This window comes from Micromonospora sp. CNZ286 (genome assembly GCF_014207755.1).
The window spans coordinates 1,843,480-1,856,824 of the sequence record NZ_JACHIZ010000001.1; the positions used below are offsets into that span (position 1 = coordinate 1,843,480).

A 13,345-nucleotide genomic window follows, 5' to 3' on the forward strand; every position below is an offset into this window, starting at 1 on the left:
CAGAGGCTTTATCGACTTCTGTTTGCATCAGGGTCGGCATTTGTGTGCCTGAAGGCAGGTTAACCCGGACCCCTTCGTTAAGGCCTGCCTGGTGGTCACTCAGCACGGCCAGGTCCGAGATCGCCCCACCACCATCGGCGCCCATCACCGCCAGGTCCACCGCGACCTGGCCCGGATCGTGCCGGCCGCCGCCGCAGGCCGGCGAAAGCATCGCCGAACGGCTCGCTCAGCCCGGCCACCTCCGCGATCTCAGCGAGCAACGAGCGCCGGCATGGTCCCCGCCATGCCCGTCGGCACTCATGATGATCCTCGAGCGCGCTCCGCTCGTTAGGGCGGACCACGTCTCGGGACATCGCCCGGCCGGTTTTGGACCGGTAGTCCATACGCGGACTCGACCCATCCTCGCGCAGAGTGAAGTAGTACCGGTTGTGCCCCTGGTCGAACCGCATCCCGAGGCTGCGCAGATGCCATGACAGCGTCCGGTTGAGCAGCTCCACGTACCAGCGCTGCCCGTCTGATGTGCTGCACAGGTCCCGGGCTGTTAGTGACTCAACCGCGCCCCGGTCGACTGAGCGGGCGAACGGACCCGACGCCGACCGCAGATCGTGGAAGGCAAACAAGCGCCGCTCACGGGTGATAAACGCGACCGGGCCCTCGTCGGCATCCCAGCGGACCGTGGCGGCCACCTCCTTCGGGCTGGCGGCCACGTACGGCGCTGACCGGATCTGCTGCGGCAACTCCGAGACGACCAGCAGGCTCGACAGCAACGTCTCGGACACAACGGGGGCTGCGGTGGCTTCAGCTGGCGCGGCGAGGAACGGCGCCTCGTGTCGGCGCTTCATTTCTGTCAGCACATCGACCGTGTAGGTGCGCGGCCTACGGTCGACGATCTTGTGGTGCCGTTCGCACAGCAAGATCAGGTTTTCGGCGCTGTTCCGCTCGTCGTCGGTGAGCACCCCGCGCCCGCGCGGTCCCTGCCTGCTCGCGGCGACGATGTGCGCCATCTCGCCGGTGACCACTCCGGGCTCTCCCGAATCGCCCGGCTCGCACAGCCGCTGTTCACAGCCGGTGAAGGCGCAGAGGTTTCCACTGACCGCATAGAGGCGTTTGACTTCGCGGTCCGGTATCGCTCCGCGGCTCGCCAACCGGATCCACCTCCTCAAGGTCGGGCCTGACTGTAACGGGCCGGTACGACACTCCCGCTGCCGCGAACCCTAAGCAGCGGGAGCTGGTCCACGGCTGCGGCAAGACCGTCAGCAGGCACAGGCACGCCGTCTGCCGCCGAATTGACGGCTACGAGGCACCCGCGGAAACGATGAATGCCGTGGTGCGCCGGCTCCCACAGTTCAACCCATCGGCCGCATGGTCGTCGTTCGGACCACGGAACATGTCGATGGCCGCAGCGGCCCGGCAGGCCGTTGGACTATGCACCGGCTCGCGCGACGGCTACCTTCTGATCAGTGCTGGAAACGGAGGGTGACAACGATCTGCCGATCCCCGCGCCCGTCGCGGGGTGCGGTACCAGCTGACGGTCGTCGTCACTGCTGCCATGTGTGCCGTAGTGGCCGGCTACCGCTCGTACGCCGCGATCGCTGAGTGGGTCGCTGACGTCCCGGCCGCGACCGCGCTGGGCCGTCCCTTGTCCTGGTGGTGAGGTAGCCGCACTCATCAGCGTTGACCCAACGCTCGGTGAGTCCTGCCGAATGAGACGACGACCGTCGGCTACTGACCGGATATGCTGCTGCGGCCGGAGCGGTGGGGACGAACCGGGCGCGGCGCGGAGGGCGGAACAGTGGCAGAGGCTGGGCAGGACCGGTGGGTCGACGTCTCGCCCTCGCAGTTTCCTCACGAAGCCGAGGGACTGGCCCTGGTCCGGGCGATCATGCCCGACGAGACGCCGTTTCGCGCCTGGTCGAACTTCGAGTTCCGCGATTCGCGGGGCCGATGGCACGAGGTCGATCTGCTTCTTCTCGGTCGTAAGCAGCTGCACCTCATCGAGCTCAAGTACTACTCCGGCACACTCCGGGGTGACGATCAGCGCTGGGCCCGTGACGGTCGGCGGCCGGAAGATTCCCCGCTCAAGCTGACGCGGCGTAAAGCGCAGTATTTCGCGAGCAAGTTGAGAGACGAGCTGCGGCTGTGGGCGCAGGAGCAGAACGTTCAGATCTCCGACGAGCGGGACGTTATTCCGTTCGTCCAGGAGGCCGTCTTCCTGCACCACCCCGACCTGCGCTGCGTTCTCAGCCCGGCAAGTGCGATCAACCTCTATGGCCTCGACGACCGCGTCTCGCAGAGCCACCTCACCGGCATCTCCGAACTCGTGCTCGAACCTGCAGGGCGGCGGGCGATCGGCCCGAACCAGGAACACATCCTGGTCAAGCTGCTGGAACGCATCGGCCTCGTGCAGCGCCGCGAACGCGAGGCGGGCTCGTGGGTCATCGAGGACCAGGCCATCGACTCCGACGAAGGCTGGCAGGACTGGCTCGCCTATCACCGGGTGGTCCAGCAGGACCGTGCCCGGATCCGTTTCCGGGTGCTGCCGCCGACAGCGAGTCAACCGGAGCGAGCCGCGGCCCGTCAGATCGCGGAGCACGAGTTCCGCATCATGTCGCGGCTGCAGCACGACGGGCTGCTGCGCCCTCGCGACCTGGTCGAATCCGAACTTGGCATCGGGCTTGTCTACCCGTACGACCAGCAATGGCAACGTCTCGACCTGTGGCTCGCCGGCCAGGAACAGGGCGTACCGCTGGCGACGCAGCTGTCGATGATCCGCCAGATCGGTGAGGCTTTGCAGTACGCCCACAACAATCGGGTCGTGCACCGCGGGCTGATTCCGCCCGCGGTGTGGGTGCGTCCGGTCCCCGGCACCCAGGGTGACGTCAAAGTTCGGGTCGGTGACTGGCAGGGCTCCGGAAGTCTCCAGAACGTCTCAGCCACCATCGGCACGGTTCATGGCGTGACCTCGCTGGTCGACGTGTCCCTGGACGATCACGGATCAGGGGCGGCCGAGGTGTTCACCGCGCCCGAGGGGGCCTGGAGCGCGGACGCCGACCGCATTCGGCTAGATGTGTTCGGTCTGGGCAGCCTGGCCTTCTATCTGCTCACCGGGCGATCGCCGGCACCGAGCCGGAGTGCCCTGAAGCAGCGCCTGCGCGACCAGCAAGGCCTCGACTTGGCGATCGAGCTGCCGCAGATCCCGTCGACGCTGCGCTCGCTCGTCCTCAAAGCGACCGATCCGGCACCCAGCCGGCGGACGGCCGACGTCACGACCTTCCTGTCGCAGCTCGGCGCGGCCGAGCGCGACGCCGCCACCGCGAACGAGGAGACCGACCCGCTCGAGGCGGCACCCGGCACCGTTCTCGACGGAAGGTTCCGCTTGATCCGGCGGCTCGGGCAGGGCTCGACGGCCGTGGGCCTGCTCGTGCAGGACCTGCTCGCCGAAGGAGACCCCGAGTGCGTCCTCAAGGTGGCCCTCAACGATACGGCCGCGACGCGTCTCGACGATGAGGCGGAGGCGCTCAAGCGGCTCGACCACCCCCGTATCGTGAAGGTTCTCGATCCGCACGTGGTCGTTGGTGGCCGGCGGGCGCTGCTGCTCGAAAGCGCGGGAGCTGAAACTTTGACCAGCGCTCTGCGGGCGCGTACCCGGCTGTCGTACGACCTGCTTGACCGGTATGGAAAGGACCTTCTCGACTGCCTCGTTGCGTTGGACAAGGCCGGGATTGATCACCGTGACATCAAGCCGTCCAACCTGGGCGTACGGGAGAGCCGCGGCGACCGCACCAAGCACCTGATCCTCTTCGACTTCTCCCTGACCCGCGCTGCAGCCTCCGCCACGCAGGCCGGGACCCCGCCGTACCTCGACCCGTTCCTGACCGGCGCCCGGGATCGATACGACTCGGCGGCGGAACGCTATGCCGCAGCCGTGGTTCTCTTCGAGATGGCGACCGGCAGCGTCCCGGTCTACGGAGACGGCAAGGGCGACCCGGGAAGCACCCGGGACGAGGCCACCATCAGGCCGGAAATGTTCGACCAGACGTTGGCCGGCGATCTGGTCGACTTCTTCCGCAAGGCATTGGCCAGCGACGCCGGCGCCCGGCATCACACCGCCGAGGCCATGCGCACCGCGTGGCTGACGATCTTCGCGAAGGACGACACCACCGAGCCCGGCGAGTCGTACGACGAACTTGCTGCCAAGGCCGCTCTGACCACGCCGTTGCGTGACTCCGGGCTGACCGGCCGGGCCCTGTCGGCGCTGGAGCCCTACGCCGTCGAGACCGTCGGCGAGCTGCTGACCGTCGACCCGGTCAGGCTGTCCCGGCTGCAGGGGGTTGCGAACTCGACTCGCTTGCAGATCACGTCACGCATCAAGGAGTGGCGCGCCCGGCTCGGTTCCGAAGTCCGTACGACCGACCGAAGCGGTCCGGCGCTCACTCCCACGGCCGCCGCCGATTTGTTGCTGCGTGTCGTCGCCACACCGCGTTCACCGTCACGCGGCGGAGTCGTCCGGCTGGTCCTGGGGTTCGACACAGCGCTCGACGCCTTCGCCACGCACGCCCAGCTCGGGGCGAACCTGGACGAGCCGGTGCAGCCGTCGCGTATCACGACACTGCTCGGAACCCTGCAGGAGCGGTGGGCGGGGGACGATCACGCGCGGGCCCTCCTTGACCGGCTGGCGGAGGCAGTCTCTACCCGCCTCACCGAGCTCGGCTCCGTCGCGACGGTCGCCGAACTGACCCGTACGATGCTCGAAACGCTCGCACCCGAGCCCCATGTGGACCAACGGTTGGCACGTGGCCTGCTCCGCTTCGCCCTGGAACGGCGCAAAGCGATGAACAAGGCCGACGGCTCGCAGCTGCCGGTCTGGGTTCGCCGACGTGCCGGCGTCGTCACGCTCCTGGCCGAGGATCAGACGCTATGTGACGTCGCCGAATCGCTGGCAGCGGAGGCGGACCGCCTTGTCGGTGCCACCGGTGACGCCGCGAACGCGATCATTCCGGCTCAGCGTGTGCAAGCCCGCCTCGAAGCGGCCGTTCCCGTGGAGAGCAGCTGGCCGGCGGCCCTCGCCGATCCTCTACGCCGCGTGACTCTGGCCGCAGCCGCGTCGACGCACGCGGCTGCCACCGGTGCCGGCGACCTGCACCACCGCGGACTCACCGCGGTGGCGGCCCTGGCTCAGACTTTCGCGGACTTCGGCGGGCAGCAGCTCACCCCGGACGAAATCCGCGAACGCGTACGGGTCCGGTTCCCCGCGGTGCCGGCGCTGCCGCAGCGGCCGGCGCTCGACAGCCTGATCACGGACGCGGGTCTCGGCCTGACCTTCGACGACCGGCTGCGCGTCTATCGGGCCCTGCAGACCGGCAAGGCCACAACGGGGCTGGAGTCCCGGTCGGCGACCAGCCTCGCGGTGACGACATCTCCCGTCGGCACGACCGGCGCGTTGGGAGCGAGGCTGGAAACGTCTATCGGCAGCCGGTCGTTCCTCGCGCTCGGCACCCGGGCCGACCGCCTGAGCCGGTTGATCGATGCTGCCCGGGCCCGCTACGGCGCTACCATGGTCGACCTGACGGGCGCGTTGCTGGAGGCGCTGCGGTCGGTGTCCGCGGCTGCCAACATGCCTTGGGATCTGGTACGCGCCGCGGACGCCGAACGCGAGTCAAGCCGTCCCCGTCGCGGTCTGGAGGAGCTGGTCCGCCGGTCCTGGCCAGAGGTCGAGGCGGCCGTCGGGCGAGCCCTTGCCGACGGGAGCGCGGACTCGCCGGTGCTGCTCACGGACGCGTCGCCGCTCGCCCGCTATGACAACATGGCACTGCTCACCCGCTGGACCGACCTGGCCGCCCCGCGCCGCCGTGCGGTCTGGCTGCTCGTGCCGCAGCTCAACGGCAACCACGGTCCTGTGATTGACGGCCGGCCGGTTCCGCTCGCCGCGCCCAACCAGTTTGTCAACCTCGACAACGAGTGGATCGACAGCACGGCTGCTCTGAGCGCAGCCGCCCAGAAGGAGCAGTAGCAATGGCGGTCTCAACGGGGTTGACGGCAGCGCTCAAGAAGGTGGCCCTCGATCTGGAGGAGGACCTTCGCGACCGTGTCGCCTCGCAGCCCGACATCCTAACAATGTGGAAGCAGGAGCACAAGGCCGCAGAAAGCCGCGAGCGGACGGCCATGTCGTGGCAGGAATGGCGCGACGACCGGGTGACGCAGGCCGCGGTCGCGTGGGTGCTGACCACGGTCTTCGTACGATTCTGCGAGGACAACCGCCTGCTCAAGCCGGTCTGGATCGCCGGACCCGCCGACCGCCGGCAGGAGGCGCTGGACGCGGAACTCTCCTACTTCCGCACCCATCCCGAAGACACCGACCGCGAGTGGGTGCTCCAGGCGGTCGAATACCTGCGGAACACGAAGGCGACCCGGGATCTGGTCGAGTCGCATTCGCCGCTCTGGACGGTCTCTCCGTCGGGTCAGGCCGCCAAGCGGCTCATCGCCTTCTGGCGTGAACGCACCGCCGACGGCGACCTCGTCTGGGACCTCGCCGATCCTGATCTGTCGACCCGATTCCTCGGTGACCTCTACCAGGACCTCTCCGACTACGCCAAGGATACGTTCGCGCTGCTCCAGACGCCCGAGTTCGTCGAGAAGTTTATTCTCGACCAGACTATGGAGCCAGCGCTCGCCGAGCGGCCACTCGAAGGCTTCAAACTCATCGACCCCACCTGCGGGTCGGGCCACTTCCTCCTCGGCGCCTTCGCCCGACTCAACGAACGCTGGGCCGCGCATGCCCCGGGCATTGAGGTGCAGGCACGGGTGCAGAAAGCACTCGACGCCATACACGGCGTGGACCTTAACCCCTTCGCTATCGCCATCGCCCGATTCCGGCTCATGGTCGCCGCACTCAAGGCAGCCGACCTCAGGTTTTTGGAAAATGCGCCTGCATTTCAGTTCCACCTTGCATCCGGCGATTCGTTGCTCCATGGCCGGTCGCAGCTGACATTAGACCTTCCCGGGGTGGAGGATCATGACTCTGGCCTGAGTGGGTTTGCATACGCAACGGAAGACCTGGCGGCCTTACGTTCGATTCTGGAACCACATCGATATGACGTCGTTGTGGGAAACCCGCCATACATTCCGGCTAGGGATAGGAAGCTGAACGCGGCATACCGGGACCGGTATCCAACCTGTAAGGGGATATACGCACTTTCTGTTCCCTTTCTGGAGCGATTCTTCCAACTCGCCAGGCCACCCGCTAGAGAACGTCCGGCTGGATGGGTAGGGCAAATAACCTCCAATTCTTTCATGAAGCGGAAGTTCGGTTCGCGATTGGTCGAAGAGTTTCTTAGCCGCCAAGACCTCCAGATTATTGTTGATACCTCAGGTGCTTACATACCGGGCCACGGAACTCCGACCGTCATCATCGTTGGCCGCCCCCAGTCCCCGCAGAAGAGTACGGTAAAGGCCGTTCTTGGCATCCGGGCTGAGCCCGGTCAGCCAGATTACCCAGCTCGGGGCATTGTGTGGTCATCTATTGCAAATAACATTGGAATAGTCGGATTTGAGAACGAATACATTTCGGTGGCTGAAATTCCTAGGAGTTCTTTAGCCAGGCATCCATGGAGCTTGTCTGGCGGTGGGACCGATGCTCTCCTTCAGGTCCTGGAGCGAGGTTCCGTGCCAGCTCGGAGTCGCGTCACTCGAATAGGGTTCTATGGCGACTCTCACGCCGATGAGGCGTTCTTCCTCTCCCGCCACGTGATGGATCGGTGGAAAGTTCCGTCCAATCTGACTAGAGATGCGACACGCGGGGACGCAGTTCGCGATTGGGGCGCTTCGTTCGACGACTGCGCCCTCGTTCCTCCCGCCGTGAGCGGTGTCAACTCGACCCAAGATGCTCTGAATGACGGAATCCGCCTCTATTGGCCGCTTCGAACCGAACTCTGGGCACGTGGAACGTTCAGTGGGGGAACGTATCGCTCCGATGGTCGCGACTGGCTAGAGTGGCACCAACTTCCGCGTGATCGCAACACGGCGCCTTATGCTATTGGCTTCGCTGAGGTCGCAACACATAACCACTTCTATCTCGACAGCGACGGCAAGGTTTTCAACCGGACCGCACCGGTACTGAAGCTGCCGATGGGGTCCACAGAAGAAGATCACTTCGCTTTGCTCGCGGTGATGAATTCTTCATCGTCATGTTTCTGGCTAAGGCAGAAGTGTCACAACAAGGGGCGACCTGGGGCCGAGGCTGCTGGAGCAGACGAACCATGGGAACATCGTTTTCAGTTCGCTGGAACGATCCTACTGAATTTTCCACTTCCGCCTCAGATTTCCACTCGCAGAGCTCGCGAAATTCATGAGCTATCGACGTCTGCGAAATCTGAATTCTCGCGCGCATTTTCCCCCAGTTCTGTGCCGTCGGCCGGCGAGATAGATAGGATTGGCCTCCTGCAAGGCGAAACGCGCCGACGGATGATTTCCCGGCAGGAAGAGCTTGACTGGGAAATGTATCGGGCTTATGGGATCATCAATGATGATCTTACTTACTCGGGTGACGATCTACCTGGAATCCTCCCCGAAGAACGTGCGTTCGCCATTGTAATGGCACGCGACTGTGTAGCTGATCGGCTGCAGACTAGCTGGTTCGATCACTGGAATCACAAGTTTGCGAGGATCATTGACATTCCTGAACACTGGCCGCAGAAATATCAGGATGTGGTGCAGCGGCGGCTTGATCTAATCGAGTCGAACAAATTCATCAACCTCCTTGAGCGTCCTGAGTACAAGCGGCGGTGGGCAAGCGAGCCGTGGGAGAAGCGGGTCGAGAAGGCGTTGCGGGCGTGGCTGCTCGACCGTCTGGAGGCACGCTCGTACTGGTTTGATGCGCAGGGTCGGCCCACCACGCGATCGGTGGCTCAGCTCGCCGACATTGTGACCCGGGACTCCGATCTCGTATCCGTCCTGCAACTATGGGACGGCCGCAAGGACCGGTCGGTCACCCAGCAGCTCTCCACGCTGTTGGACACCGAAGGCGTGCCCTTCTTGGCCGCGTACCGGCTGAAGGATTCGGGGCTGCGTAAGCGCGAAGCGTGGGAACATACCTGGGATCTGCAGCGCCGTGAGGACAAGGGTGAGAAGGTCGGCGAGATTCCGGTGCCGCCGAAGTACACAACCGCAGACTTCCGGAAGCAGTCGTGGTGGCAGCACCGGGGCAAGCTCGACGTGCCCAAGGAGCGGTTCATCCTCTACCCGAACGCTGGGCGAGAGACCGACCCCACCCAGTTGCTCGGGTGGGCCGGCTGGGACCACGCTCAGCAGGCCCTGGCCCTGAACGCGGTGATCGCCGAGCGGGAGGCCGAAGGCTGGGCTGACGATAAGCTTGTCCCCCTGGTCGCCGGCCTCGCAGAGCTCCAGCCCTGGGTGCGGCAGTGGCACGACGAGACTGACCCCACCTACCAGCTCAACCTGGCCGACTACCTGGAGGAGCAACTGCGCGGTCGCGCTCACCAGGTGGGCATGACGGTCGAGCAGCTTGGTGCCTGGAGGCCGCCAGCCGCCAGCCGAGGACGCCGATCGAGGTCGTGACAGCCATGACGATGCAGCTTGAGGAGAAGGCGTGAGTACCCCGCTCCGCGACGTCATCACCATTCCCGAGCGTGCCGGCGCGGAGGACTACGTCCTGCGTCTGACCGACTCGGTCGGGCACAACGCGGTCCAGCGCACGGTCGATGAATACGTCGTCACCGATGCGCTGGTCGAGGCGTTTGACGCGGCTATGGGCCTGGTGGCCGAGGGAATCACCTCCGGCACGAGCCGCGGCTCGTTCCTCACCGGCTCGTTCGGTTCGGGTAAGTCGCACTTCATGGCCGTGCTGCATGCCCTCCTCGAACACGAGGCGGCCGCCCGGTCCAAGGCTGAGCTTCAGCCCGTTGTGGCGCGCCACGATCCCGTCCTGGCGGACCGGAAGATCCTGCCGCTCGCCTTCCACATGCTCGGGGCGCGGACGATGGAGGAGGCCCTCTTCCAGGGTTACATCCGCCAGATCGCCGAGCGCCGCCCCGGTGCGCCGCTGCCCGCCGTACACAAGTCTGACGCCCTTCTCGAAGACGCTGAACGTTACCGGGCCCAGCTCGGCGACCAGCAGTTCTTCGCCGGCCTCAACGGCGAAGCAGGGGGCGACGGCGCGGCCGATCCCTGGGCTGCTGTGCTGGGCGCGGGGGAGTGGGATGCTGTTCGCTACGCCGAGGCTCGTGCGGCCTCGGCCGCGAGCCCCAGCCGGCAGAAGCTGGTTTCGGCCCTGGTCGAAACGTACTTCCGCTCCTACACGCAGCAGGCGGAGTACGTCGACCTGGACACCGGCCTGGCGGCGATCTCGACGCACGCCAAGAGTCTCGGCTACGACGCCGTGGTTCTCTTCCTCGACGAGCTGGTCCTGTGGCTGGCGTTCTCGGTGCAGGACCGGGAGTTCTTCCGCCGCGAATCGCAGAAGCTCACCAAGCTGGTCGAGTCGTCCATCGGTGGTCGTCCTATCCCGCTCATCTCCTTTGTGGCCCGGCAGATGGACCTGCGGCGCTGGTTCGCCGACTCGGGCGCCAGCGGCGCGGAGCAGGACGCGCTCGACCGCGCCTTCCGCCACCAGGAAGGCCGGTTCGGTGTCATCCCGCTCGGCGACGACAACCTGCCGTACGTGGCCAATCGCCGCCTCCTGCAGCCCAAGGACGCCGATGCTGCCGCCGTGCTCGAGGGCGCGTTCGGTGCGATCGACCGCCGGCCGGCGGTGTGGGACGTGCTGCTCGACGGCGTGAACACCGATGAACGGCATCGGGGCTCCGATGAGAAGGCGTTCCGCCTCACCTACCCGTTCTCTCCGGCCCTGGTGTCGACCTTGCGCAGCCTGGCCAGCGTCATGCAGCGCGAGCGGACCGCGCTCAAGGTCATGCAGCAGATGCTCGTCGACCGGCGCGAGACTCTTACGATCGACCAGATTATCCCGGTCGGTGACTCCTTCGACCTCGTGGTGCAGGGGCAGACCGGGCAGGCGCTGGACGCCGAGGCGGCTGCTCTCTTCCGGTCGGCCAACAAGCTCTACACCGACAAGCTGCGGCCCTTGCTGCTCGGGATCCACGGCATCGACGAGCGGACCCTGCGCGAGGAGCCCGAAAAGGTTCCGCCGGGATTCCGCACCGACGATCGGCTGGCCAAGACCCTCCTGTTGTCGGCCGTCGCCCCGAAGGTTCCGGCCCTGATGGCGCTGACCGCGGCCCGGCTCGCGTCGCTCAACCACGGTTCCATCGTGTCGCCGCTGCCGGGTGGTGAGGCGGCTGTCGTGCTGTCCAAGGTGCGCACCTGGGCCCGGGACATTCCGGAGATCCATCTCGACGGCGACGACCGCAACCCGACGATCCGGGTGCAGCTGTCCGACGTCGACTACGAGTCGATCGTGGAGCGGGCCAAGGCCGAGGACAACGAGGGCCGGCGCCGTGAACTGTTGAAGGAACTCGTCAGCGAAAGCCTGGGCATTACGCTGGCGTCCCAGGATCTGCAAGGCGCCTACCCGTACGACTTCATCTGGCGTGGCTCGAAGCGCAAGGTCGATGTACTCTTCGGCAACGTTCGCGACCGCAGCTGGCTGTCCGACGACCACTTCCGGGCGGCCCCGGACACCTGGCGCATCGTCATCGACCATCCGTTCGACGACCCGGGCCACTCGACGGCCGAGGACCTGCAACGGCTGGACGAGATGGTGGCTCGCGGTGTGCAGGAGCGGACCGTGGTGTGGCTGCCGCGGTTCCTGTCGGACGACAAGATCCGCGAACTGCGACGCCTCGTCATCCTCAACTGGCTGCTCGACGGCAGCACCGAGCGCTGGCAGGGGCACGCCGACCACCTCAACGAGACCGACCGTGCCCTGGCCCGGTCAATCCTGGAGTCCCAGCGCAACACGCTGCGGCGCAGCCTTGAGGACGCGGTGCAGCAGGCATACGGCGCCGCGTCACCGCGCCCGGGTGTCCTCATCGAGGACGCGTCACACGAGCGGACGCTGTTCTCCTTCGAGCGTCGCTTCGCCCCTGTCAATCCGGTCGGCGCCACGCTCGGTCAGGCCTTCAACAACCTGCTCGACCAGGCGTTCAAGGCTCTCTACCCCGCGCATCCGCTGTTCGAGCCAGGCGACGTCGAGGTCAAAGTCCGCGACCTCAAAGCCGTTGCTCGGTACGTCGCACAGAGCGCGGCGGACAGCGAGAAACGCGTCGAGCTTCAGGCCGACGCCGCCGTGGTACGACGGATCGCGGAGCCGCTCGGCGTCGGCAAGGCCACGGAGATGCACTACCTCTTCGGCGACGATCGGTTCACCCCGTGGGGTCAGGAGATCGAGCGAGCACTCGGCCGACGAGCGCAGGAACAGGGCAAGCCCGCCGACGGTCCGGTGACCGTCGCGGAGCTGCGGCGCTGGATCCGGGACGTCTCGCCCGCCCATGGATTGCGGGACGAGGTCGCCGACCTGGTTGTCATCGCGTGGGCGGCGCTGCGGCAGCGGGCTTGGTTCCAACAAGGGACGGCGCTGCCGGTCGTACCGGAGCCTGGCTCGCTCACCCCGGTGATGGAGCTGCGCACCCAGGAACTGCCGTCCGCCGGTGATTGGGAGACGGCGCGAACCGTGGCCGGCGCGATGCTCGGCATCACAGCCGGGGCGTATCTCACCGCGCCCGCTGTGGCTGATTTCGTCGGCCAGGTCGCCACCAAGGCAGCGGAACTATCGAAGACAGCGCCCGGGTTGGTGGGAGCGATCGAGGCGGCGTACCGACGTCTGGCGATTGCAGAAGGTAGCCGGCTGAGGACCGCCAAAGCCTGTTCCGCGCTGATGCAGCAACTGCGTCACCTGGACGGCGTCAAGCTCGTCCAGGTGTTGGCGAAGGCGGATCTCGGCGGTGCGACTCCAGTCGCCGCGGGTAAATCGCTGGCTTCGGCGGACGCTGTTGACAAGGCACTCACTGCGTTTCCTTGGCACCGGCTCGACCCGCTTCGCGAAGCTATGAAGGGCGAGGGAAGCCGCGCCGCGGATGCTGCTGCCGTCGTGAACGGCCTACGGGCCGCTCTGGAGCAGGACGAGTTGCCAGTCCCGATTGGACGGGCGCTTGCCTCCTGCGAGGACGGGATCTTCAGCTGGTTGGCGGGAAGCACCGCGCCCCCGGCGGGTCCTACGCCCACGCCAAAGCCGCCGGTGGTGTCGGGCCCCAAGGCCGGCAGTTCCAGCCGGGCAGGCGGAGCGGGAAACAGAGACATCATGGACCAGCTGCAAGCCTTCTTGAACGACCACCCTGACGTCACCGTCGAGGTGACGTGGCGAGTGCTGCCGTGA

The 13,345-nt window shown here is 66.3% G+C and carries 4 protein-coding genes and 1 pseudogene; 4 read left to right on the top strand and 1 reads right to left on the bottom strand.

Annotated features, from left to right (window positions below):
• Window positions 1-95: 95 nt before the first annotated feature.
• Window positions 96-1,145, bottom strand: a complete 1,050-nt coding sequence (locus FHX31_RS08605) for an HNH endonuclease (RefSeq protein WP_176921739.1) — start codon at window positions 1,143-1,145, stop codon at window positions 96-98.
• 356 nt (window positions 1,146-1,501) lie between these two features.
• Between FHX31_RS08605 and FHX31_RS08610 the strand changes: the two are divergent.
• The 4 genes and pseudogenes from FHX31_RS08610 to FHX31_RS08625 all read left to right on the top strand — a co-directional run.
• Window positions 1,502-1,654, top strand: a pseudogene (locus FHX31_RS08610) (transposase family protein); the annotation flags it as partial.
• An 81-nt stretch (window positions 1,655-1,735) separates the two neighbouring features.
• A complete protein-coding gene (gene pglW / locus FHX31_RS08615) occupies window positions 1,736-6,010 on the top strand; it encodes a BREX system serine/threonine kinase PglW (protein ID WP_083395338.1) in 4,275 nt (1,424 codons plus the stop codon).
• A gap of 2 nt (window positions 6,011-6,012) precedes the next feature.
• Window positions 6,013-9,573 carry a BREX-2 system adenine-specific DNA-methyltransferase PglX gene (pglX, locus tag FHX31_RS08620; RefSeq protein ID WP_083395339.1) on the top strand — a complete coding sequence of 1,187 codons (3,561 nt, stop codon included), beginning with the start codon at window positions 6,013-6,015 and terminating at the stop codon, window positions 9,571-9,573.
• 31 nt (window positions 9,574-9,604) lie between these two features.
• Window positions 9,605-13,345, top strand: a complete 3,741-nt coding sequence (locus FHX31_RS08625) for a BREX-2 system ATPase PglY family protein (protein ID WP_071098590.1) — start codon at window positions 9,605-9,607, stop codon at window positions 13,343-13,345.

Excerpts from the sequence above, each read along its gene's own strand:
- pglW (WP_083395338.1), top strand. The coding sequence starts at position 1,736 with ATGCTGCTGCGGCCGGAGCGGTGGGGACGAACCGGGCGCGGCGCGGAG.
- pglX (WP_083395339.1), top strand. The coding sequence starts at position 6,013 with ATGGCGGTCTCAACGGGGTTGACGGCAGCGCTCAAGAAGGTGGCCCTC.